Annotated in this window: 22 protein-coding genes and 1 pseudogene; 8 read left to right on the top strand and 15 right to left on the bottom strand. The window is 55.0% G+C overall.

The window, feature by feature from the left end; translation table 11 throughout:
• Positions 1-280: 280 nt before the first annotated feature.
• Positions 281-1,297 carry an IS4 family transposase gene (locus tag O77CONTIG1_RS13715; protein WP_068511410.1) on the bottom strand — a complete coding sequence of 339 codons (1,017 nt, stop codon included), beginning with the start codon at positions 1,295-1,297 and terminating at the stop codon, positions 281-283.
• 139 nt (positions 1,298-1,436) lie between these two features.
• Here O77CONTIG1_RS13715 and O77CONTIG1_RS24570 point away from each other — a divergent pair, with 139 nt between their 5' ends.
• Positions 1,437-1,574, top strand: coding sequence for a hypothetical protein (locus O77CONTIG1_RS24570; protein WP_156435258.1), 138 nt, complete (start codon positions 1,437-1,439; stop codon positions 1,572-1,574).
• Positions 1,575-1,606: 32 nt separating this feature from the next.
• On the opposite strand, the gene O77CONTIG1_RS13710 is transcribed toward O77CONTIG1_RS24570, so the two are convergent.
• From O77CONTIG1_RS13710 to O77CONTIG1_RS13700, 3 genes are all read right to left on the bottom strand, one after another.
• Positions 1,607-2,338: a TVP38/TMEM64 family protein gene (locus O77CONTIG1_RS13710; RefSeq protein ID WP_068511409.1), complete on the bottom strand. Its 732-nt coding sequence runs from the start codon at positions 2,336-2,338 to the stop codon at positions 1,607-1,609.
• 184 nt (positions 2,339-2,522) lie between these two features.
• The gene (locus O77CONTIG1_RS13705; protein ID WP_068511405.1) at positions 2,523-4,070 is read right to left on the bottom strand and encodes a mercuric reductase; all 1,548 of its coding nucleotides are present in this window, start codon (positions 4,068-4,070) and stop codon (positions 2,523-2,525) included.
• Positions 4,054-4,815: a TVP38/TMEM64 family protein gene (locus tag O77CONTIG1_RS13700; protein WP_068511403.1), complete on the bottom strand. Its 762-nt coding sequence runs from the start codon at positions 4,813-4,815 to the stop codon at positions 4,054-4,056. Before O77CONTIG1_RS13700 ends, O77CONTIG1_RS13705 begins: the two co-directional genes overlap by 17 nt.
• A gap of 100 nt (positions 4,816-4,915) precedes the next feature.
• Here O77CONTIG1_RS13700 and O77CONTIG1_RS24565 point away from each other — a divergent pair, with 100 nt between their 5' ends.
• Positions 4,916-5,110: a hypothetical protein gene (locus O77CONTIG1_RS24565; protein WP_156435255.1), complete on the top strand. Its 195-nt coding sequence runs from the start codon at positions 4,916-4,918 to the stop codon at positions 5,108-5,110.
• A 243-nt stretch (positions 5,111-5,353) separates the two neighbouring features.
• On the opposite strand, the gene O77CONTIG1_RS26950 is transcribed toward O77CONTIG1_RS24565, so the two are convergent.
• Both O77CONTIG1_RS26950 and O77CONTIG1_RS13690 read right to left on the bottom strand, forming a co-directional pair.
• Positions 5,354-5,920 carry a hypothetical protein gene (locus O77CONTIG1_RS26950; RefSeq protein WP_068511401.1) on the bottom strand — a complete coding sequence of 189 codons (567 nt, stop codon included), beginning with the start codon at positions 5,918-5,920 and terminating at the stop codon, positions 5,354-5,356.
• A gap of 58 nt (positions 5,921-5,978) precedes the next feature.
• Entirely contained in the window at positions 5,979-6,251 is a 273-nt protein-coding gene (locus O77CONTIG1_RS13690; RefSeq protein WP_156435253.1) for a hypothetical protein, read from the bottom strand.
• 364 nt (positions 6,252-6,615) lie between these two features.
• On the opposite strand from O77CONTIG1_RS13690, the gene O77CONTIG1_RS13685 reads away from it, so the two are divergent.
• Both O77CONTIG1_RS13685 and arsS read left to right on the top strand, forming a co-directional pair.
• A complete protein-coding gene (locus tag O77CONTIG1_RS13685; protein WP_068511397.1) occupies positions 6,616-6,948 on the top strand; it encodes an arsenosugar biosynthesis-associated peroxidase-like protein in 333 nt (110 codons plus the stop codon).
• 102 nt (positions 6,949-7,050) lie between these two features.
• Positions 7,051-8,179: pseudogene (gene arsS, locus O77CONTIG1_RS28400) on the top strand (arsenosugar biosynthesis radical SAM (seleno)protein ArsS).
• Positions 8,180-8,207: 28 nt separating this feature from the next.
• Here the strand turns inward: arsS and O77CONTIG1_RS13675 are convergent.
• Positions 8,208-8,813 (bottom strand): DUF2808 domain-containing protein, encoded by a 606-nt coding sequence (locus tag O77CONTIG1_RS13675; protein WP_068511395.1) that lies wholly within the window; start codon positions 8,811-8,813, stop codon positions 8,208-8,210.
• Positions 8,814-9,140: 327 nt separating this feature from the next.
• Complete coding sequence (locus O77CONTIG1_RS13670) at positions 9,141-9,578, bottom strand: Hsp20/alpha crystallin family protein (protein ID WP_068516576.1); 438 nt, start codon at positions 9,576-9,578, stop codon at positions 9,141-9,143.
• Between the two features lie 593 nt (positions 9,579-10,171).
• Here O77CONTIG1_RS13670 and O77CONTIG1_RS13665 point away from each other — a divergent pair.
• Positions 10,172-11,116: a PEP-CTERM sorting domain-containing protein gene (locus O77CONTIG1_RS13665; protein ID WP_068511392.1), complete on the top strand. Its 945-nt coding sequence runs from the start codon at positions 10,172-10,174 to the stop codon at positions 11,114-11,116.
• A 225-nt stretch (positions 11,117-11,341) separates the two neighbouring features.
• Here O77CONTIG1_RS13665 and tpiA read toward each other — a convergent pair whose 3' ends face one another.
• A complete protein-coding gene (gene tpiA, locus O77CONTIG1_RS13660) occupies positions 11,342-12,070 on the bottom strand; it encodes a triose-phosphate isomerase (protein WP_068511390.1) in 729 nt (242 codons plus the stop codon).
• Positions 12,071-12,183: 113 nt separating this feature from the next.
• On the opposite strand from tpiA, the gene O77CONTIG1_RS13655 reads away from it, so the two are divergent.
• Positions 12,184-13,704, top strand: a complete 1,521-nt coding sequence (locus O77CONTIG1_RS13655; protein ID WP_068511388.1) for a DEAD/DEAH box helicase — start codon at positions 12,184-12,186, stop codon at positions 13,702-13,704.
• Between the two features lie 49 nt (positions 13,705-13,753).
• On the opposite strand, the gene O77CONTIG1_RS13650 is transcribed toward O77CONTIG1_RS13655, so the two are convergent.
• The gene (locus O77CONTIG1_RS13650) at positions 13,754-14,167 is read right to left on the bottom strand and encodes a DUF4278 domain-containing protein (RefSeq protein WP_084782633.1); all 414 of its coding nucleotides are present in this window, start codon (positions 14,165-14,167) and stop codon (positions 13,754-13,756) included.
• A gap of 586 nt (positions 14,168-14,753) precedes the next feature.
• Here O77CONTIG1_RS13650 and O77CONTIG1_RS13645 point away from each other — a divergent pair.
• Together O77CONTIG1_RS13645 and O77CONTIG1_RS23555 are read left to right on the top strand one after the other, a co-directional pair.
• Entirely contained in the window at positions 14,754-14,939 is a 186-nt protein-coding gene (locus tag O77CONTIG1_RS13645; RefSeq protein ID WP_068511385.1) for a DUF4278 domain-containing protein, read from the top strand.
• Positions 14,940-15,297: 358 nt separating this feature from the next.
• Positions 15,298-15,483 carry a DUF4278 domain-containing protein gene (locus O77CONTIG1_RS23555; protein WP_084782631.1) on the top strand — a complete coding sequence of 62 codons (186 nt, stop codon included), beginning with the start codon at positions 15,298-15,300 and terminating at the stop codon, positions 15,481-15,483.
• 386 nt (positions 15,484-15,869) lie between these two features.
• Here the strand turns inward: O77CONTIG1_RS23555 and O77CONTIG1_RS13635 are convergent, their stop codons facing one another.
• The 5 genes from O77CONTIG1_RS13635 to metK all read right to left on the bottom strand — a co-directional run bounded on the left by O77CONTIG1_RS13635 (position 15,870) and on the right by metK (position 21,242).
• Positions 15,870-16,409, bottom strand: a complete 540-nt coding sequence (locus O77CONTIG1_RS13635; protein WP_197673188.1) for a CU044_2847 family protein — start codon at positions 16,407-16,409, stop codon at positions 15,870-15,872.
• A gap of 263 nt (positions 16,410-16,672) precedes the next feature.
• Complete coding sequence (locus tag O77CONTIG1_RS13630; RefSeq protein WP_068511381.1) at positions 16,673-17,728, bottom strand: anthranilate phosphoribosyltransferase family protein; 1,056 nt, start codon at positions 17,726-17,728, stop codon at positions 16,673-16,675.
• A 41-nt stretch (positions 17,729-17,769) separates the two neighbouring features.
• Positions 17,770-18,723, bottom strand: a complete 954-nt coding sequence (locus tag O77CONTIG1_RS13625; protein WP_068511378.1) for a LysR family transcriptional regulator — start codon at positions 18,721-18,723, stop codon at positions 17,770-17,772.
• Between the two features lie 191 nt (positions 18,724-18,914).
• The gene (locus O77CONTIG1_RS13620; RefSeq protein WP_084782629.1) at positions 18,915-19,868 is read right to left on the bottom strand and encodes a DMT family transporter; all 954 of its coding nucleotides are present in this window, start codon (positions 19,866-19,868) and stop codon (positions 18,915-18,917) included.
• A 111-nt stretch (positions 19,869-19,979) separates the two neighbouring features.
• Entirely contained in the window at positions 19,980-21,242 is a 1,263-nt protein-coding gene (gene metK, locus O77CONTIG1_RS13615; protein ID WP_068511376.1) for a methionine adenosyltransferase, read from the bottom strand.
• Between the last annotated feature and the right edge of the window lie 251 nt (positions 21,243-21,493).

The following is a 21,493-nucleotide window of genomic DNA, read 5'->3' as shown; positions in this document are numbered from 1 at the left end:
AGTATTGCATTTTACTACATGAACTGCTGCTTATCACCTTAGGAGATTTCCAGCAACAAATCTACCCACAAGTAGGTCGAATCAGGATGTCCCATTTGGGTAAATCTGGATTCCGCTCTAACCGATTCTCAACCTCACGCATTGCCGACTTGGAGAGTGAAATTCCCTTTGCATAGGTTCGTTGATTGCACTCGACGATAGGGTGAATCCCAAAAGTGTTGAATCTTAAGATTTTCTTTTCTAAAAATAGACACACTAATCCTGTGGTAAGCTGGTTTTGTCAACAAAATACTAATTTTTGGAGCCAGTGGGCATAACTGATATTTTCACACATAAAAGCCTGTAAATATCGTAGCTTATCTAATACTTTGTTGCCAAATTCTTTCGGAATTGTCACCAATTGCAAAATCACGTAAGCTACCAAGCACGCATAAATCTGCATCTCAATCCCGCTCACATTCTTAGTAATTAGTCGATCTAGTTTCAGATGCATCTTCAGAAATTTCCAAAATAACTCTATCTGCCAACGCAAACGATAAAATTCGCTAATTTCCTCATTGGAAATGGTATTTTCTCCCCCTATCGGTAGATTCGTTGACAAGCGATATTCTGTTTGTGATTCTAAATCACAAAAGGCGACAACCCGTGCTTCAACTTGCTCCTTACCCGTGCCAATCAAGAAGTTGCCATTTTCTAGCATCTTGAGACTAATATTATTCTTGATTCTGACGATAAAGTAGCGATTCTCTTGATTCAGTAAATAGCGAATTCGAGCTAGGCTAAAAAAGCCCCGATCCATGACCCCGACACTATTATCAGGCACAGCATCGATCGTTTCCTTCCCATGTTTACTGTCATGACCTTGACCAAAGTGGATGAAAACACCCCCCGGCTCATGTGTCATTAAATCTAAACCACTAAACAGCTTTACTTGGTGAATACCCTGCGCCCAGAGCAACTTGCTCGTCAAACTAACAATGGTTGAATCCAGCGGAAATAAAGTCAGCTTTGCAGCATCAATCTTATGCCTTTTGTGGAGTTCCTGCTTCAATACCCAAAAAAGATCATAAAGTATCTGGGGATCACGGTTCTTGCTGGCTTTAGAAAAAGTAGAAATCTTGACCTTGATGCCACGAATATTTAAGCGCTTGAAGACGCTCCTCATACTGCTTTGACTCTGATCGAGAACCAAGGAGAGCCAAATAGAAACAAATAGAAAGCTGTTGAGAACCGGATAGTCATCCGTGGCGAGGTGGCCCAGATGCTTTTTGACGATCTCAGGAAAGTTTGATATCATAACACTAACATCATTTTCTTTTTTATAGCCTCTAGTTTACACGATTAGGGGCTATTTTTTTAAACATATTTGCTATCATTCAACACTTCTGCTTTCCTACAATCTTGCATCATTCTCAGCAGAGAAGGGGATAGGGATTTTGGATATTGGATTGCCGATTTTGGATATTGGATTGCCGATTTTGGATAGTGAGTGTCGGCTGTTCATTCCCAATTCTGTAAAGACTCTGGGAGATCGAAAGGGCGATCGCACGACGGGTCAATCCCCGACTGCGTAATAGGCTGCTGCGTAATAGGCTACGGCTTCGGCCTACAGCCGCACTTCCTGATCGCCCACGGGTTCGCTCACCTTTTCGGCTAGGGCTTGGCGGGCGACGCGGGTCACATATACCGTCACCGCCGCCGTTGCGATAAAGCCAATTATCCGAATTGCCCACTGCACCGTCGCATTTGTAGGCTGTCCTTCGCTACCAATTCGCGCCAAGTCGCCCGCCAGCGAGCCGAGGTAGACATACATAATTGTGCCGGGGATCATTCCAATCGACCCAAGCGCGTAGTCCCGCAGTGAAACCCCCGTCACGCCAAAGGCATAGTTCAGCAAATTGAAGGGAAACACCGGCGAAAGCCGGGTCAAAAGCACGATCTTGAAGCCCTCATGGGCAACGGCAGCATCAATTGCTGCAAATTTCTGATTTCCTGCGATTTTCTGGCTGATCCAGCCCCTTGCCAGATAGCGACCCACCAGAAAGGCGGCGATCGCCCCCAGCGTTGCGCCAATGAATACATACACCGACCCCCACAGCACGCCAAACACCACACCCGCGCCCAGCGTCAGAATTGACCCCGGCAAAAAGGCGACGGTCGCGATGATGTAGATCCCAATGAACACCAGCCCGCCGACCACACCCAGCCCGTCAACCCACTGCAAAGCGTTTCGCAACAGCTCTTGAGGGTTGAATCCGCCAGACGTTGCAGCCTCCTGAGCCAGCACCGGGAACGTTAGCAAGAAAGGGGCGATCGCGCTCATGACAAACCAAACCATCCGTTGCAACGCTCGATTTCGTCGGACTGATCGTAAAACCATCATAGGGTGTCCTTTTGCCTTAGCAGGCGAGTGGAGGAGAGGAGCATCGGGGAGTAGGTTTTGGATTTTGGATTTTGGGTTTTGGATGAGCGGTCTACCAATCTAAAATCGCCAATCTAAAATCCGAAATCGACATGCTTTCCTAGCTAAACTTCGTCAACAGTTTCAAGAATGTCTGCGTGCGGGGCGTGAGCAACGTGCGGCGATAGGCATCGGCGGCTTTTTTGATGCCTTCAGCCTGCGTGGGGTAAGGATGAATCACGCCGGAGAGGGCGCTGAGTCCCTGCTTGGTGGCGATCGCCAGCGTCACTTCACTAATCATTTCCCCCGCATGACGCGCCACAATCGTCGCCCCCAAAATTTGATCCGACCCGCGCTTGTGCATAATTTTCACAAAGCCCTCCGTCTCGCCGTCCGCCAGAGCGCGATCGACCGAAGAAAAGGGAATCTTGATGGTGTTTGTATCAAACCCCCTAGCCTGCGCTTCTTGTTCATACAACCCAACGTGGGCAATTTCGGGATCAGTGTAAGTGACCCAGGGCATCACCAAACTGCTGAGCTTGCTGCGCCCCAGCCCAAAGGGAGCAAACAGCGTGTTTTTAATGACAATGCGGGCCGCAGCATCGGCGGCATGGGTAAATTTCCAGTCCATGCAGATGTCGCCAGCAGCGTAGATGCGCGGGTTTGTAGTTTGCAAGTAGTCGTTAACCTGAACGCCCTTGCGCGGGTCATATTTCACGCCTACCCCTTCCAGGTTTAGCCCTTCTACGTTGGGCGCACGGCCCGCCCCCACCAGGATCTCGTCCACCACAACCTTATGCACTGCCCCGTTTTGGCTGTATTGGATCACCTTACCCGCGCTGGTTTGCTCGACTTGCTCCAGTCTGCAACCCAGCACCAGATTGATATTTTCTTGAAGAAACTGCTGTTGCACAATCTCTGCTGCATCCGCATCTTCGCGGTCGAGCAGGTGCGAATTCTTGTGCAGAATGGTCACCTGGCTGCCCAGTCGGTGAAACGCCTGCGCCAGTTCACAGCCAATCGGCCCGCCGCCGATTACTGCCAGTCGGTTGGGTCGCTCGGTGAGCGAAAACACGGTTTCATTTGTCAGATAGCCTGCTTCCTCCAGTCCCGGCACTTTGGGACGAACGGCCCGCGCCCCAGTCGCAATAACGGCTTTTTTGAACCGGAGCTGAGCGCCATTGACGGCGATCGCCCCCTCATTCACAAATTCTGCGCTTCCCAAAAACACGTCGATGCCAATCTTGCGAAAGCGCTCCGCCGAGTCGTGATGGCTGATGCCTGCGCGAATCTTCCGCATTCGCCGCATCACGGCTGCAAAATCTACATCAACCTGCTCAGGCGGACGAACGCCAAAGGACATGGCATCGCGAATATCAGCCGCCGCCCGCGAAGAACGGATAATGCACTTCGACGGAACACAGCCCACATTCAAACAATCTCCCCCCATCAGGCTGCGCTCGATCAGCGCCACCTTCAGCCCTAGGCCAAGCCCTGCGGCCCCTGCGGCCACCACTAGCCCTGCCGTTCCCGCGCCAATCACCACCAAGTCATACATGGGAGCGGGCGTTGGGTTTACCCAGTCGGGCGGATGAACGTAGGACAGGAGCGACTGATTATATTCATCCAGCGGCTGAAGCGCGGGTTCCTGGCTAATGAATGGAGTCATGGCTAGATTCTCTGGAGGCAGGACTGTGAAGGTTGGACGGGTTGGAGTCCAGGCTTTGGCTGAGCGATCGCCGAGCAATACGAGTCATTTGAACGGTGACTCCGATTGTCGCCAGTAACCCCAAAAGCTTGACTGCCCAATGGAGCATTTGCATAGGGAAGCTGACGGTTTCGGGCATATCGATCGGCATATGCAGCGCTGCAACATCACCAATCAACGATCCAAAATAAACATACAGGAAGGTTCCTGGAATCATCCCCAGGGAACCAATCACGTAATCCTTGAGAGAGACACAGGTAATTCCGAACAAATAATTCAGCAAGTTAAACGGAAACACAGGCGAGAGGCGCGTTAAAAACACAATCTTCAGCCCTTCTTGGGCGATCGCCGCATCGATTGCTTTGAACTGGGGATGTGCCTGAATCCACTGACAGATCCAGCCCCTAGCCACATAGCGCCCAATCAAAAAGGCAAACACCGCACCCAGCGTTGAGGCAAGCAGCACATACACTGTGCCCCACAGGATGCCGTAGAGCGCCCCGCCCCCCAGCGTCAGCAGCGATGCTGGAATGAACAGCAGCGTCGCCAGATTATAAATCACGATAAAGGCGAGAATGCCTGTAGTTCCGAGGTTTTTAACCCATAGCAAAAGGTTGGGCAGCAGAACCGGGAGGTTGACGTGCTGAGTGGCGATCGCCAGCGCAAACAAACTCAGCCCCAGCATCGCCAGCAGCCAATACAGCATTTTCTTGCAGGGTGAGATACGCGCTGTCCCGCAAAGACGAAGGTTTCGTAGCCTTCTGCGTACCTCACTAGCTTCAAAAACGCTGTATCTGGATTTCCGAATGGGCGATCGCCTCATGGGTCTTCAGACGGGTCTGATTTTACAAGCATTACAACCCGTTGTACGACGTTATATCCTGAAAGGTTTTCAGATTTCTGAAAATAAGCTGAGTTTTTGCCAATGGTTTGAAACAAACACAAAAGCCGAATATTGCCAGCCTCAAAGCCATCGAGTGCAGGCCGGCAGACTGAGTTAGAAAACCGAGTAAGCGAAACGAGTTAGATAAGCCTGAGTAAACAAGTAAGCCTCTCTTGCTTGCTCCCCTTCTCTTACGTCGGGAGAAGGGGTTGTGGGATGAGGGCAGATTGAACGCTGCACATCACGTATTAGAAAGCCTGATTCTGCCAGCCAAACCTAGCGGTCGTTCTGGCAATATTTCAGAATGGCAGGAGCAAAACTGGTTTTGGCTCACTTACAACCAGTGCGTCATGGGGCCACTTCAGCGCACGATGGGCGACGAATCCTGCCCACCGGGCAGCCCTTGGGGCCCGCGCTCTCCTTGGGGGCCGGGTTCGCCACGCTCTCCTTGGGGGCCGGGTTCGCCAGGGAGTCCCTGGGGCCCGCGCTCTCCTTGGGGGCCAGGTTCGCCTCTAGGGCCCGGTGGGCCGACAGGGCCGATGGGGCCAGGTTCACCGGGAATGCCCTGTAGCCCTTGGGGCCCTGGCGGGCCGGGCACGGCGGGGAGGGCGCGGATATCTTGCCGCAGTTGGTCGAGTTCCTGGTTGAGCGTGTCGATTTGCTGGGTGGCGCTGCTGCAAAACTGGTCGGGGTCGGGCGGCGGCGACACTAGGGCCGTGGCGGCGGTGGTGGCACGGGTCACGCCTTCTGCCAGTCCGTAAAAAATGAGGCCCAGGATAGCGAGGTTGGCGATCGCCACGCCCCAGTTTCCCGTTTTGAAGTTGAAGTGAATGTAGCGAATGTAGTCCCCACCCACCTGGATCAGATTTTTGCCTGCATGGGCAACCTGGGCAGCGGCGGGATTGGGCACTGGGGGTTTGGTTTGCATGAGCGTTTCCTCCCGTTGGGGACAATGGTTATGGGAAACGGTCGCGTCTGGCGGGTTTCTACGGAGACGGCTGGGGAGACGGTTCGGCGGACGGGGAAGCGGGCTGAACCTGCTGCTGGGACGGGTTGCCGCCTTCGTTGTTGCCAAAAACTACATTCAGCCCCCAGGCGAGTCCGCCCAGAGCCAGCAGCCCAATTAGAAAAAAGACGAAATTGTAGTTGGTCGTGGTGGTGGTGGTCATGTTGCCGCCGACTTGGGTGACGTTTTTTCCACCCGTCGCGGTCATATTGGCGCGGTCTGGGGTCGGCTCTTGCGGAGAAGGATGTGTCATAAAAGTCTGTTGAACTCGACAGGATGTGTGACGATCGCGAATTCAGGAATAGCGCTGGCAAAGATGCATCCCGCGTTAAGTCCATTCTGGAAACGGGAAGCGGGCGATCGCATTCCCCCTGGGGCTACTTTGGGAAGGCCACGTCGAAGCGGATGCTCTCCAAGGATTCAGATATCTCTCAGCCAGATTTCAGTCAGATCTCAGGTGGGCTAGCTAGATTCGTGCAAGACCTGCCAGGACTCGATAGAATGCTCACAGTTCATCTGGTGCTGTCAGCTTGTCCGCAGACTGCGGGTGGGGTGGCGGCTTATTTGTCTAGCCGTTTTGGTTAACCATTCAAGCTTTTTAATTGAACATTTCCCCCATGAGTGATTACTATCAAGCCGAACATTTGCCCAATTTTGGTCAGGTGGCAGAGGGTAGCCCTGAGCTAGCGAAAAAGTTTTTTGACTATTACGGCGCAGTATTTGCAGATGGGGCGCTATCGGCGCGGGAAAAGGCGCTGATTGCGCTGGCGGTGGCCCATGCGGTGCAATGCCCCTACTGCATTGATGCCTACAGCAAAGAAAGCCTCCAGCAGGGCGCAGATCTGGAACAGATGACCGAGGCGCTGCATGTAGCGACAGCAATCCGAGGCGGCGCATCGCTCGTACATGGAATGCAGATGCTTGACCACGTAAAGCAGTTGACCATGTAGGCCAAGTTTGAAGAGGCAAGGTTTGAAATGTTTGATGAAGTTGAACAAGTGAAAGCGGCGACTTCGGGGGCGATCGCCGCTCGGATTTCGCAAGCGCTGGATCTGGAGAATAAAAGCGTTGGCCCGAAGCCCACGACCTCTTTGCTACGGCGGCGATCGCCCCTGGCCGATCCCCAGCAGCAGCTCCAGGCGCTAGATGCTGTGCCCCTGGAGGGCGATTCCCGTAGGGAAAGTGCGCCGCACCGCTTGCGCGAACGCTTCGCGAATCGCGCTGATTTTGCGACTCGATTGCAACAGCACGGCTGGCCGTCGCTCCAGCCCGCCCCCCTGGAAATTTTCCAGATCAACGTCGGCAAGCTGTGCAACATGACCTGTCGCCACTGCCACGTCGATGCTGGGCCAGACCGCAGCGAGGTGATGTCCCGCGACACCATTGAGGCCTGCCTCCGCGCCCTCGACCAAACCACCGCCCACACCGTAGACATCACGGGCGGCGCACCGGAGCTAAACCCCCATTTCCGCTATCTGGTGGAGGAATGCGTCAAGCGGGGCAAGCACGTCATCGACCGCTGCAACCTTACGGTGCTGCTAATTCCCAGCCTGCAAGACCTGCCCGAATGGTTGGCAGAGCGCGGCGTAGAGGTGGTTTGCTCGCTGCCGCACTACCGCAAGTTCAATACCGACAGCCAGCGCGGCGACGGCACCTTTGAAAAATCCATCGAGGCGCTGCGGCGGCTGAATGCAGCAGGCTACGGCCAGGGCGATGCAAAACGTCGGCTCACGCTGATGTCCAACCCGGTCGGGGCTTTTTTAGCGGGTAGCCAGGTCAAGATGGAGCAGGAATGGGAAAGACGGGCTGCTGAAAATCACGGGGGTCACGTTCGATCGCCTAATTGCGCTGAACAATATGCCCATTTCTCGCTATCTGGAATGGCTGGAGCAGTCGGGCAACCTGACGCGCTACATGGAAGTGCTGGTGAATTCGTTCAACCCCGCCACGATTGCTGGACTGATGTGTCGCAATACGCTGTCGATTTCCTGGGATGGCCGCCTGTTTGATTGCGACTTTAACCAAATGCTGGAACTGCCCGTGCAGCTAGCGGGCGATCGCCCCGCCACGGTTCACGACTTTCATCCCGACCTGCTGGCGCAGCGAGAAATTGTGACGGCAAGACACTGCTTTGGCTGCACAGCCGGGGCAGGCAGCTCCTGCGGCGGCGCGATTGAGTAGGGGCTTTTCGACTAGAGAAGCGCTCAGGCTACCACCAGCGATCGCCCCAGCGGAAAAACTCTGGGCGATCAAAGTGGAGCCGACCAAAGCCGAGAAACTGGCCGTGGGTGCTGCCGTTGTCTGGTTCTGGCGGAAAAGCAACTACGCGGAATAAATAAGTTCCGTCAAGCTGGGGATTGCGTCTGGGGCGCAGGGCAAGGGTGGCGGTGGTTCCTGGCGGTAGAGGCGGGTCAAAGGTGACAGAGAGGGTTTGGGTGTCGCGGTCATAGGCGACAGAACCCAAGGAGAGGCGATCGCCCCGCTCTCCCTGCGTTCCCACAAATGCATAGGTTTCATCCAGCCGATAATCTACGCGGCGGGCAAAGGTGCTGCTGTCCCGCTGCTCAATTGTGACTCGTTGCAGCGGTTCGCCCGCGTTGGGCGGCAGCGTCACAGTAAAGTAGTAAGTTGGATTTGGCGCAAAGGTCGTTGTGCGGGTCGTCCCATAGTCGATCAGGCTGGGCGGCTGCTCAAAATATACCGTGCCGTCTGCTAGTTGCACTGCCGTTGCGACCAGTGGACTAGAGAGGGTGAGTGCCGTGGGGAGGGCGATCGCCAATCCCGCCGCAGCCCAGATCGAAATGCTCGTTTTCATGAGGCTTTTCAATGCAACGCTCTCTTCGATTGTAAACAGCGATGATTGTAAACAGCGATGATTGTAAACAGACGGGCAAGGGATCGATTCTCGATTTTGGATTTGCGATTTTGGATTTGCGATTTTGGATTTGCGATTTTGGCTTGCTAGTCAAGCATCTGGGGAGTGTTTAGAAACTTCAGGCGTAGCATCATTTAGAAGCATTGAGATAGAAGCATTGAGATCCGTCGAGGCATTGCCAAAACCTAAGAACAAAAACTCCGCCATCCTCCAAAGGGAGGGCGGCGGAGCATTCCTAAGCACTGAAACACTGCAAGGACGACCTCATTATCCCAGTGTCACTTTCACGACCTTGTTTTTTTCGGCTTCTACTTTGGGCAGGGTTAGGTGCAGAATGCCGTCCTTATACTCGGCAGACACCTTGTCGTTTTGGATGCGGCTGGGCAGGGGCACAATGCGGCTAAACGAGCCATAGCGGAACTCAGAGCGCTTGATGCCGTTTTCTTCGGTATGGGTTTCAGATTTGCGTTCGCCTTTAATCGCAACGGCATCCGCAGTTACCTGAATATCCAAATCTTTGGAATCTACACCCGGAATTTCGGCCTTTAGTACCAGCGCATCGGGTGTTTCTTGTAGCTCGATTGCGGGCACAGTGCGGATTCCTGCTTTGCGATCGCCCTCCAGATTAAACACATCCAGCAGTCCGTTCATGTCTCTTTGCAGGGTTTCTAATTCACGGAAAGGAACCCAATGAACTAATGCCATATTGCTCATCTCCCTCAGAGTATTGTCAGAGTATTGTCAGAGTATGGGTAATTCTTCAGCCCCTCATTCTGGTTTCCTGCGGGACTTACTGACACTCCTAATCTATCGAATTCAAAATTTGAGCGAGTTCGGTTTTCAAGACTAGAGAAGATCGTCTTTCCTCACTGGGCTACAGGATGGAGACCAAAGGGATTTTACAGAGGCGATCGCCCGCCAGATCCGCATAGCTACGAGGGCCAGCCCTCCCAGAATCAAGGCTAAAAGCGACAAAAGGCTTCCCACTCAGTAGTTTCCTCCTGCCGCTCTACGTAAATTCTGTGGAATAAACGTTTGCACTGAATCAAGGGCGATCGCTCGGTAATCACTCCGTATTTAAGCTGACGAATCTACTGCAAGAAGACCCCAAAAGACCCCTAAAACAAAATCCCTTCTTCGTTAAAAATCGCTTTACATAGTGTCCTTTCTTTATGGGTCAAAGTGCATCCTGTTATACAAGGGGTGCGAAGGATCAATTTTGCAGAATTGGTTCGTCTAAGCATGCAGAAAAACGATCTGCAACGAACTCACTAGCGCACAAGAGCATTCTTTAACCTATGAAACTGAAAGCGTTTAAAACATTCCTCTGCACTGCGGCAACGCTTGGCGTTTTGGCCCTCACCGGGTCGCAGGCCCAAGCCTTTCAGGTGGGGGGATGGAATTACACGATTGACTCATTCAACGATGGCACCGAGTGGGATGCCCAAAACAGGCGCTTAGTCGTTGGGCAAAACAGCGATTTCGAGTTCTTTGGCATGGCGTTTCGGGTTCTAGAAGATCGCGTGGTCTTTGCCATCAACTCGAACCTGTCTCTCAATGGTTACGACCTCAACGGCGCACGGAACAACAAGATCAGCTACGGCGATCTGGTGCTGAACTTCACCAACACCGCAAGCTTCAATGCTGCCCAGAGCAACCTGTTTGCAATTCGGTTTGACAGCACCAACGACACGAACGTGAGAGTGGTAACCGAAACCCAAACCGTGGACAGCAGAGGCCGGGTCAGAACAACGAGAACCACACAAATCAGCCCTCTGGGCCTGTACGGTGGCGTGACCACGACTAGCCTGACCAGCGTTAACTCTGGCTTTAGCAGCCACCAGCAACACGCAACCGAAGTGGCGAAGGTGGGCGGCTCTGCTTCCCTGGGCGACCTGGCCGCAAACAACTCCTACTTTGGCTACAATACTGCCGCTCAAACCAACATGAAGTCTGGCACCTACCTGGGTGGCATCAACATGCTGGCGGCGGCTGACCTGAGAGGGTTGGGGCTAAACTTTGGCCAGTTCAATGCAACGGGTAACCACACCTTCGGGTTCAGCGTTGATCGGAGCCTGCTACCCGTGGGCGACTTCATCGCAAGCCTGTTTGCCGAGTGTGGCAACGACGGCATCGTGATGGCAGGGTCTACCGCTGTGCCCGAACCGACGACGATGGCTGGAACGGCGATCGCCGCTGGGTTGATGTACGCTCGTCGCCGCCGCAAAAAGCAAGAAGCCTAAATGACCGTTTACTGCTCCCTGTTGATGAACGATTGACTACACGAGATACCATTAGTAAAGCCCCGCATTGCGGGGCTTTCTGTTTGAGACCTTGCTCTTTGATATCGGCTAATTGCGATTCGTGATTTAAGACTGGCGATTTAGGATTTTCGATTTTGGATTGCCGAATTCTCAGGGCAAAATTCACAGCCCAAAATTCACAGCCCAAAATTCACAGCCCAAAACTCACAGCCCAAAATTCACAATGCGCCCAAAGCTGTCGGGTGTCAGGCTAGCCCCACCCACCAGAACGCCGTCAATTTCTGGCTGAGCCATGATGGCATCAATATTGTCTGGCTTGACCGAGCCGCCGTACTGAATCGGCACGTCGGGGTTATCGATTTGCTCACGGATTAGCCCAATCACGCGGTTCGCTTCGTCGGGTTCGCAGGTGTCACCCGTGCCAATGGCCCAAATCGGCTCGTAGGCAATCACCAAGTTGGACTGATCCACATCCACCAGATCATTCTCAAGCTGGTTAAAAATAAACGGCTCGGTTTGCCCCGTAGACCGCTGCTGCTTGGTTTCCCCCACACACAGAATCGGCGTAATGCCAAACTCCTGGGCGGCTTTCAGGCGCAGGTTCACCGTGTCGTCTGTTTCGCCAAAATACTGCCGCCGTTCGCTGTGTCCAACGACGACATAGCGAACACCTGCTTCTGCCAGCATTGGCCCAGAGATTTCACCCGTGTAAGCGCCTTCGGCAGCCCAATGAATATTTTGCGCTCCAAGGCGAATCCGACTCCCGTGCAGGTTTTTGGACAAGAGCCAAAGATCGGTATAAGGGACGCAAAGCACGACCTCCCGATCGTCGGGTGTTTCCGTCAGATGCCTCAAAAACCCTTGCAGAAACTCTTGCGCTTCTGCCTGAGTTTTATACATTTTCCAGTTGCCAGCAATAACCTTTTTTCGCACAGGGGCCTTCTTGAAAACAGCACATCAAATCCGGGCATCCTCCAGTCTAAAACGGAATGGTGTCCCTGGCGTACAATACGGGCAGATCACTCAGGAGAAAACGAACGTACTGCATGGCCCGCACGCCAACCCTCAAGTTTGACCGGGGTACTTTGATTTTGCATCCGCCGCCCAAGGGCAAGGCCTGGGTGGATTTCGCGACTTGGGATGACCGGGTGGAGCGGTTTCGGGTGCCTGCGATGCAGTATCGTCCTTTGGTGGAGCGGCTGCGGGCAGAGGGCACGGCGTTTGACGATGAGGCAAAAGCGTTTGAGCCGATCGCCCTGAATGTGGCCTTTGAGCGGCAGCCCTATCCGCACCAGCAGGAGGCACTGTCCGCGTGGCAGGCGGCGGGGCGGCGGGGGGTGGTGGTGCTGCCGACGGCGGCGGGCAAGACCTATCTGGCGCAGATGGCGATGCAGGCAACGCCCCGCAGCACGCTGATTACCGTGCCGACGCTGGACTTGATGCACCAGTGGTATGCTCATTTGCTGGCGGCGTTTCCCGATGCGGAGGTGGGGCTGCTGGGTGGCGGGTCGCGCGATCGCACATCTGTCTTGGTTGCCACCTATGACAGCGCGGCGATTCATGCAGAGTCTCTGGGCAATCGCTATGGACTGCTGATTTGCGATGAGTGTCACCATTTGCCGAGCGACTTTAACCGGGTGATTGCCGAATATGCGATCGCCCCTTACCGCCTAGGGCTGACTGCCACGCCCGACCGCAGCGACGGCCGCCACGCTGATTTGGACACGCTGCTGGGGCCGGTGGTCTATCGCCGCACGGCAGAGGAGCTTTCGGGGCACGCGCTGGCGCATCATGAAATTGTGCAGGTGAAGGTCAAGCTGTCGCAGCAGGAGCGCGATCGCTACACGGCGCTGATTGCAACCCGCAATGCATTTCTGGAGCGGCACAAAGTGTTTTTGGGCAGCCTGTCGGGCTGGCAGCAGTTTGTGCGGCTGAGCGCCCAATCGCAGGCGGGACGGCGGGCCATGCTGGCGCATCGGGAAGCGAGGGCGATCGCCCTGGGCACCGAAGGTAAGCTGCGGGTTCTGGCAGATTTACTGGCCCAGCACTACCCCGATCGCACGATCGTCTTCACCAACGACAACGCCACGGTTTACCGCATTTCCAAGGAGTTCCTGATTCCATCGCTGACCCACCAAACGCCCGTCAAAGAACGCCACGACATTTTGCAAAAGTTCCGCGAGGGCACTTATCAAACACTGGCCGTGTCCCATGTGCTAAATGAAGGCGTGGATGTGCCCGATGCTCGCGTGGCGATTATCCTGTCGGGTACGGGTTCCAGCCGGGAATATATTCAGCGGCTAGGGCGGGTGCTGCGCCGGGGCGACGGCGACAAGCAGGCAATTCTTTACGAAGTGGTGGCAGAGGAAACGACAGAAGAGGGCGTATCGCGTCGCCGCCGCGCCCAAACGGGTCAGGGGCGATCGCCCCAGTTGGAGCTATTGCCCCCAGCGTCGCCGCCAGTCTCACCCTACGAAAAGTTTCTCCAGCCCACGCGCAAAGCCGCAGAGCCGTCGGGTTTATATCAAGCTGAGCCTCAGCCTGATCCAGACGACGATGTGTGGTAGCGCGGCATGGTGCAACGAAAAACTCACACCATGATCGAAACGCCGAGCGCTACACCAACTGATGCTGCTCTTGCTCAAGCTGGCGAATTAACGTGTCGTCCCCCTTAGCCCGCGCCACTTCCAGACGACGCTGCAACCGCTCCATCAGGTATTGGCGATGAACCTTTGCCAATTCTTGCTGATCGATCAGGCGGGCGTGAGCATGGGCGATCGCGTGGTGTGCCTGAGCATGGGCAGCCAGACGCACCACCCGCCCCATCGAATTCACTTCGCCCGTCTCGGTTGTTTGATAGGCTACGCCACGATACTGCAACCGATTGACGGGTTGGGGCACAGGCACATGACGGGGATAGCTAAAGTGAAGCTCCCGTCCACGGTAGAGGCCGACGGAGCCAGAGTCTCGCATCTGCATAGGAGGGACAGGCTCCTGCTCGTAGTCGTGACCCCGATACGTTAATCTCATCTGTTCCTCCTAAAGAATTTTGTCGAATGTTTGTCAAGCTTTGGGCTGCCAGTGACCCTTGGGAAATTTGTACTGGCTGAATTAGTACTGGCTGAATTAACTGAGAGTCTGTATAAGTCTCTATGAGAGTGTGTATTAGTACGCCGTTGAACCACTTGAGGGTGCTGGGGAAAGCCAGACCCGGAGGGACGATCGCCCGCTTGTCAAGATCCTATTCGAGAGATTCTGTTCGAGTCTATTAACCAAATTTGCGGTCTAACTGTTTGCTCTTCAATATAGCTGCAACCTTTCAATCTGTATTTTAAGCTACCGTTTGAAGGAAATGTCAAGATTTAGCTAAATTTAATTTCTGCCTATTGCCACCGATTTTCACCCCTCTTCGGCCCCGTGTGAAGGAAGTGCCATTCAGGGAAGTTAAGGCGTGTGCGGGGCGATCGCCCACAAAGTTAAGGATCATCCCTGCCAAAACTCCCTAACTTTTCTGTATCGACCCGCCTGGGGAAACAGCATAAAACTAAGACATAAAGCAACACGCCAGATAGCCCCCACCGCATCTTTCCTGGCTCACTCTCAAGGAGACACAACCATGCAACTCACTTACCGCTCCGTCAACTATGCCTACACCGCTGCCCAGCTAGAGGCATCCCGCCAAGCCAACCTGGAATCAATGGATCTGACCTATCGCGGCGCAAAGGTTCACCCGGCAGATCCCTCCGCCACACGCTCGCCTGGATTCCCCTTGAAATATCGCGGTGTCGCTTACGGCAGCTAGGCGGTTAGCGCAACCCCACCGCTTCATCTCCAAAACTAGCCCCAGAGCTGGCCCGCAAAATTTCCAGCAAACCTGAACGCGCCCCCTTGAACGCGCATTGAGTAAGCCCCCCTTAGTGCAACGCCCCCAAGTTTCAGGTTTGCTTTTTTCCTATTTGCTTTTTTCCTAAAATTCCTTCCCGCTCCCGGATATCGGCAGCATTTGCACACATAGCGTACTTATCAGCCTACCTGGTTATCTTACTTGCACGGACTGTTTGCTGACCTGATTGATACCTGATACTTATCGTTCAAGCACGCTGCTTAAATCGTTTCACGTTAATCATCTACCATCAACGCTTCGGATAACGGAGGTCACTATGCAACTTACCTATCGCTTTGCCAGCTACGAATACAATCCCGAAAAACTCGAAGGCTCTGTAGCATCTATGCCTGGTGAAAGAATGTATCGCGGCATCAAAGTCCAGACTGCTATCCACGCCGCAACATCGCAGAAGCATGGTGTCCATAACCTGAAGTATCGTGGTGTCACCTACGAGCAGTAAGCGACCTGAATGATGTAGCCGAAGCGGCGTAGCCTGCAAGTCGCCCTGCACCGGCACAAGAGCCATTTGTAACGCCCGTCCAGCATCTCTAAGATGGACATTGCATAGGTGCTTCACGCAATTCTATAGGTTTTACAAGATTTCAAGAACAGTCTTTCAGAGCATTAGGGTGTGTCTTTCTGAGGTCGTCACGTGGTCTAATCACAAGACATTGGTTTGTGTCGAAGAGTGAACGACCCCCTGGAGTTCAGGGGGTTTTTCTTGGCCAGGCTGAGCGCCCGTGCGCTAAATTCTGTCAGGTTTGCATAGAGACTAGCGGTGCATAAGTCCCTCTTTCAGCATGAATCAGTTTCGCACCAGCCTCACGCTCATCTGGTGATGGATCGTTAGGAAATCGGGCGCGGCGGTGGCGTGGGTCTACCTCCGTGTCCCCCTCCGTTACCAACTCCATTGGCTTCGCGAGCAGGGGACATCCTGGTTGAGGGGGGCATTTCTCTGGGCAACTGGGATACCTGAGTCTGGGGTTCCGGGGTCGTGCGTTCGGGAAAAGCACACTCAACCACGATCTTGATGTTGCAACCGGCTGTTCCTGTGGCGATATAGGGCACACCCCCCACACCGCTGACGTTCACCCCAAATTCCAGCGTCACCTTTTTCACATCTGCCATTGCAGCCCCTCGAAAAGCGTTGAGGGTATGCTGCGTATAGGTCTTAATCGTGCTTTCGATAGCTTGGAAGCTCTGCGCTATTTGAGTATTGGGGTTGCCTCGATTCCATCCTTTTGATGTGCGAGACACCTCCTCAGAGGGTTCATTGGGGTATCCGTTTCCAGTTCCACCACCGTTTGTGGGTGCATCAATTGCCTGGATATTGTCTGTCGCTTCGACATACAAAATGCTGCCGTCTTCAAGCTGAATGGGTTGCAATTTGGGGCATCTTCAAATCCTACGGGTCACTCCTCGTGTTGCTGCTGGCGATCTGGTGTTTTATGAGAGGGTTCAGTAAACCCAGCGGCAGGGTTTTCGACCGCGAAGCTTGCGTGAAAACACTGACGCAAGCGCCTGGGCGATCGCACTCAAAACACCAGAAAGCCGCATTCCGAGCATAGGCCGATGGCGCTGCAACCCGCACGAGAGTCTAACCCCTCATGGGGGGCAAGAATCTGGAAGGAGCCGTGAAAAACCCGACCCTAAACGGGGCAGGGGGCGCTGGTGGCTTGTCGCAGGTGGGTGAGGGCTTGCCATGCAGAACCTTGGTCGAGCAGTTGTCCTGCAAGGGCGATCGCCTCTGTCAGAGTTGCGGCTTTACCGCAGCGCCACAGATAAAAGCCTGCGTTCCACAGCACCGACTCGCGCAGTTCAGATGGCTTGCCCTGCAACACCTGGAGCATCTCTTCAACAGCAGCGGCAGGGCTAAGCAGCGGCACGTTTTTGCCGCCCATGCCGTAGTCGTAGGGGTGCAGGTGCAGCCGCTCCAGCGTGTCTGGCGACGCAGTGCTGAATCCGATGATGGCGGTGCGCTCTCGCGGTAGGTCGCAGCTTCCTTCCAGCCCCTTGACCGTGGTGTAGAGCGATGTGCCGCGCAGCGCAAAGGCTGCCTGAGCCATGCCTTCGGTGGGGGGATGCACAAAGCCGACGACAACGTGCCCTGGCCCAGCATAGGGCGACCAGATTAGCTCTAATGTGGCAAAGGGTGGGCGCTTGCCAATCTGGTCACGATATTCGACTAGGGCTTGTGCCAGTGGAAAGTGGATAGGCATGTAGACGAAGCCCATGCCTGTGCTTTCCAAAATGCTTTGAACCTGGCTGAGGGAAAGACGCGACCAGTCTACGCCCAGCCCCGCCCACAGTGTTACCAGGGGCACGCCTTCTTTGGTGGGCATGATGTCGCCGCCGTGCTGAATCACGGGCTGACCCGCTGCTATCAGAATCAAAGCCGTGACCAGGCTCAGCGGCAGCGTGCGATCGCGTCCGTCGTAGGGGGCATTGAGGATGAAAACAGGGCGATCGCCAATCGATTGCAGCTTTGGACCCAACTCATCATAGGCATCCAGCATTCCTGCCAGTTCAACTCCCGTAGGGCGCTTGATGCGGTGAGCAATCATGAACGCACCGATCTGAGCAGGTGTTGCCTCTTGCAGCAGCATCATGCGCGTGGCAGCGGCAGCTTCCTCGCGGGTCAGGTTTTGGCTGGTGTGGGGGCCGCTGCCGACCTTTCGCAGCAGCGCTCTAAAAGCATGGCTCATGCCAGGTGAGGGGTTGGGGGTTGGGGGTTAGGGATTGGGGGTTAGGGGGCTGTGGTGGCGAGGGGCTGCTGGCGGATGCGCTGCGGCAGTTGGGACAGAATCAGGTTGTAGAAATGGCGGATTGGAGGAATTTGCAGGCGATCGCTCGTTGTCACCATCACCACCTGGCGCGTCAGCGGCGGATCGGTCACGGCAGAATTGGTGTCCGTGGCAACCGGGCGAATCGCCAGCGCCGGATCGTCGTAAGCCTCGACCAGCGCCGATTCTGGCAAGAGCGCCAGCATCTCGCCCTGACGCACCACGCCGCGAAAGGCATCGGGCGTGTTTAGCTCCAGCGCGGCTCGCAGCGGCGTTCCCCGGCGGGTAAACTGCTCCTGCACGATACGCTGCATTCCGTAGCCGTCTTTGAACACCACCTGTGGATAGCGGGCCAGGTCTGCCCAGGGCACCGCGTCGTAGCTTGCCAGTGGGTGATCTGCCGCCATCAGCAGCTTGATCGGCTCGTCGTACAGCACTTCCACCACCATTTCTGGACTACTCGCCACAAAGCGGTTGTTCATCACGATCGCCAGATCCACCAGTCCGTCGCGTAGCACCTTCAAAGCGCGATCGCTCCCCAGCGCCGTTACCCGCAGTTGCACCTCTGGATAATCCTGGCAAAACTGTTGCAAGACAGGCGGCAGCGAATAGGCGCAGAGGGAGTGAATCGCCGCTACGCAGAGTTCGGGCTGTTTGCCCGCCCGCAGTTCTCCGAGTTCCTGGGTAGCGTTTGCCCATTCCTGGCAGATTTTGCGAACCCGGGGCAACAGGCGATCGCCCGCCACCGTCAGCTTGGCCTGGGTGCTGCGATGGAACAGAGACATTCCCAAATCGGCTTCCAGAGACTGGATCTGGCGGCTCACTGTCGATTGCGTCACGCCACAGCGCAGCGCCGCCTGCTGAAAACTGCCCGTTTCCGCCACTGCCAAAAATGCCTTCAACTGCTCCAGGCGCATTGCTTGTTGCCCCTCGCACTCAGCCCCATATTGATTTCATAATTCGCGAATAATGTAATTCAGATAACATTATCCCCAAATTGCTTTGACCTTAGCGGATTTGGGCAGGGGGTTCCGTAGAAGCCGATACAGTGTGCAGATTTGGCAGGAGCGCGGATTGACCAGTTTTGAAGTTATTCCAGCAAAATCGGTCAGGGGCTAAGTTTTGTCTGGTTCTGGCTTCGTTGCTCGCCTCGAATGGTTTGCACCGCGTTTACCGTCAGCGCCACTAGAATCAGCACCATGCCCAGCCCTTCTACGCCGCTTGGCCGTTCGCCCAGTTGCAGCCACGCCGCCAGCACGCCGATCACCGGAGCCGCCAGGGTAGACAGTCCTGCCGTGCCCACGGGCAGATTATTCAGCGCGTAGAACCAGAGCAGCCAGGCGATCGCCGCTGCGGGCACGGCATTATAGAGCAGCGCTGCGATGAACGTGGGCGACCAGACAATCGGCTGAGTGGGAAGCATCCAGGCGGCGATCGCCAGCGGAATGCTACCAAACAGCATTTGCCAGGCTGACATTGAGAGCAAGTCTAACGTTTGGTCGCGTTGCAGCACCCGCGCCAGCACCGCGCTAATGGCCCAGCAAATACCCGCGCCCACGGCGATGATCTTGCTGCCCAGCCCGCTCGACAGATCCAGCGGCATCAGCACCAGCAGCAACCCCGTTACGGCCATGCCAACGCTCAACCACTGCGATCGCCTCAGGGTTTCTTTCAGGAAAATCCACGAAAACAGCAGTAGCCAGAATGGCATCGTGTAGTTCAGCACGGCCGTTTTGCCCGCGCCCCCGTTCACCAGCGCCCAGGTAATCAGCCCCACCGTCGCCGTGTTTTGCATCAGCCCTAGCAAAATGGTTCCTCGCAAGGCTTTGGGCTTCAGCGGCTTCCGCAGAGCAATCAGCGCCAAAAACAAACTCAGCGCCCCCAGCGCCAGTCGCATCGCCGCAAAATCCAGCGCCGACGCATAGGCAATGCCAATCTTCATCACGACCCAGTTGTAGCCCCAGATTAGCGTTAACAGCATTAGCGCCAGAAACGCCGCACGATGGTTTTGAGGGGACTTTTGCAGCGGTTTTGATAACGACTCTGGCGACGATTTTGGCATCGGTAGAAAACCCGATAGAGCAAGAACAACCTGACTGGGCAGGATGCCACTTTACCCTATCGAGCGCAGGACGAAAAGCGCCAGCACCCGGCTAATTGCCTCGCGTAAGACTTAGCTCAACATGCCAGACAGCAGTGCCCCCGCTGCCTGCTTTAGTGCATCCACCTTGTCAAGCTGTTCCCACGGCAAATCCAGATCTGTGCGGCCAAAGTGACCGTAGGCGGCGACATCTTGATAGAACCGTCCGCCCCGCTCGGCAGGCAGTCGGCTCAGGTTGTAGGTCTGGATGATGCCCGCTGGACGCAGCTCAAAATGTTGCTTCACCAGCTCCAGCAGTCGCCCGTCGTCGATCTTGCCCGTGCCAAAGGTGTCTACCATGACGCTAACGGGACGTGCTACGCCGATCGCATAGCTCAACTGCACTTCGCACTTATCTGCCAGGCCAGCAGCCACGATGTTTTTGGCAGCATGGCGGGCCGCATAGGCGGCGCTGCGATCGACCTTGGTGGGGTCTTTGCCAGAAAACGCACCGCCGCCGTGGCGAGAATAGCCGCCGTAGGTGTCTACGATGATTTTGCGACCCGTCAGCCCCGAATCACCCTGGGGCCCGCCGATGACAAACTTACCCGTGGGATTTACCAAAAAGCGCGTGCCGCTGTCGGGCTTGATAGCGATGTCCGAAAAGATGGGCTCCACGACGATTTGCCAGAGATCTTCCCGAATTTTGGCTTGAACCGCTGCCGGGTCGGTGATGTCGTCGATGGTTTCCGTGTGCTGCGTCGAGACGAGAATGGTGTCAATGCCGACGGGGCGGCCGTCTTCGTAAATGACGGTGACCTGGGTTTTTCCATCGGGGCGCAGGTAGGGGAGTTGGCCAGACTTTCGCACAGCAGCGAGGCGGCGCGAGATGCGGTGGGCCAGGCTGATCGGCAGCGGCATGAGTTCGGGCGTTTCGTTGCAGGCAAAGCCAAACATCAATCCCTGGTCGCCCGCGCCGATCGCATCGAGTTCTTCTTCACTGCGCTGGGCCCGATGTTCATGGGCTTTGTCTACACCCTGGGCGATGTCGGGCGACTGGGCATCGAGCGCCACCAGCACCGCACAGCTATTGGCCGAAAAACCATTGACCGAATCGGTGTAGCCGATTTCTGCAATCTTTTGGCGAACCAGATCAACGTAGTTCACGGTGCCTTTGGAGGAAATTTCTCCGGTGATCAGTACTAGACCCGTATTGACGACGACCTCTGCGGCGACTCGGCTGCTGGGATCTTGGGTCAACAAGGCATCGAGGATTGAGTCCGAGATCTGGTCACAGATTTTATCGGGATGGCCTTCGGTAACAGATTCTGATGTGAATAGATAGCGACGAGACAAGGGAAACGACCTCTCTAACGTAGGATGGAACTGAAAAGACTGGATAGAGAACGCGGTGCAAGCAACCCCCAGTGGATGAAGCGCAATGCCTCAAGCATTCAGCAGGAGGAATCGGGGTACAGGCGAGAGTCTCAGCAAGAGACTATCTGAGGAGAATATCACAGATTGAATATTGCATCGCACATTATAATTCCCCATTCTCCACCGGGATTTGCATATTTCAGATTTTTAATCTTCTCAATCTCCTTAAA

This window comes from Leptolyngbya sp. O-77, assembly GCF_001548395.1.
GTDB lineage: Bacteria > Cyanobacteriota > Cyanobacteriia > Elainellales > Elainellaceae > Thermoleptolyngbya.
The sequence above is the reverse complement of the archived record's forward strand: the minus strand, read 5'-3'. Positions and strand labels throughout refer to the sequence as shown.

Bases quoted from the DNA above. Each gene is read 5' to 3' on its own strand.
- O77CONTIG1_RS13620 (WP_084782629.1), bottom strand. From the start codon at position 19,868: ATGCCAAAATCGTCGCCAGAGTCGTTATCAAAACCGCTGCAAAAGTCC.
- O77CONTIG1_RS13645 (WP_068511385.1), top strand. From the start codon at position 14,754: ATGCAACTCACTTACCGCTCCGTCAACTATGCCTACACCGCTGCCCAG.
- O77CONTIG1_RS13715 (WP_068511410.1), bottom strand. From the start codon at position 1,297: ATGATATCAAACTTTCCTGAGATCGTCAAAAAGCATCTGGGCCACCTC.
- O77CONTIG1_RS23555 (WP_084782631.1), top strand. From the start codon at position 15,298: ATGCAACTTACCTATCGCTTTGCCAGCTACGAATACAATCCCGAAAAA.
- O77CONTIG1_RS13700 (WP_068511403.1), bottom strand. From the start codon at position 4,815: ATGCTGTATTGGCTGCTGGCGATGCTGGGGCTGAGTTTGTTTGCGCTG.
- O77CONTIG1_RS24565 (WP_156435255.1), top strand. From the start codon at position 4,916: ATGGGCGATCGCCTCATGGGTCTTCAGACGGGTCTGATTTTACAAGCA.
- O77CONTIG1_RS13710 (WP_068511409.1), bottom strand. From the start codon at position 2,338: ATGGTTTGGTTTGTCATGAGCGCGATCGCCCCTTTCTTGCTAACGTTC.
- O77CONTIG1_RS13665 (WP_068511392.1), top strand. From the start codon at position 10,172: ATGAAACTGAAAGCGTTTAAAACATTCCTCTGCACTGCGGCAACGCTT.
- O77CONTIG1_RS13675 (WP_068511395.1), bottom strand. From the start codon at position 8,813: ATGAAAACGAGCATTTCGATCTGGGCTGCGGCGGGATTGGCGATCGCC.
- O77CONTIG1_RS13670 (WP_068516576.1), bottom strand. From the start codon at position 9,578: ATGGCATTAGTTCATTGGGTTCCTTTCCGTGAATTAGAAACCCTGCAA.
- O77CONTIG1_RS13705 (WP_068511405.1), bottom strand. From the start codon at position 4,070: ATGACTCCATTCATTAGCCAGGAACCCGCGCTTCAGCCGCTGGATGAA.
- O77CONTIG1_RS13630 (WP_068511381.1), bottom strand. From the start codon at position 17,728: ATGAGCCATGCTTTTAGAGCGCTGCTGCGAAAGGTCGGCAGCGGCCCC.
- O77CONTIG1_RS26950 (WP_068511401.1), bottom strand. From the start codon at position 5,920: ATGCAAACCAAACCCCCAGTGCCCAATCCCGCCGCTGCCCAGGTTGCC.
- O77CONTIG1_RS13655 (WP_068511388.1), top strand. From the start codon at position 12,184: ATGGCCCGCACGCCAACCCTCAAGTTTGACCGGGGTACTTTGATTTTG.
- O77CONTIG1_RS13650 (WP_084782633.1), bottom strand. From the start codon at position 14,167: ATGAGATTAACGTATCGGGGTCACGACTACGAGCAGGAGCCTGTCCCT.
- O77CONTIG1_RS13625 (WP_068511378.1), bottom strand. From the start codon at position 18,723: ATGCGCCTGGAGCAGTTGAAGGCATTTTTGGCAGTGGCGGAAACGGGC.
- O77CONTIG1_RS13685 (WP_068511397.1), top strand. From the start codon at position 6,616: ATGAGTGATTACTATCAAGCCGAACATTTGCCCAATTTTGGTCAGGTG.
- O77CONTIG1_RS13690 (WP_156435253.1), bottom strand. From the start codon at position 6,251: ATGACACATCCTTCTCCGCAAGAGCCGACCCCAGACCGCGCCAATATG.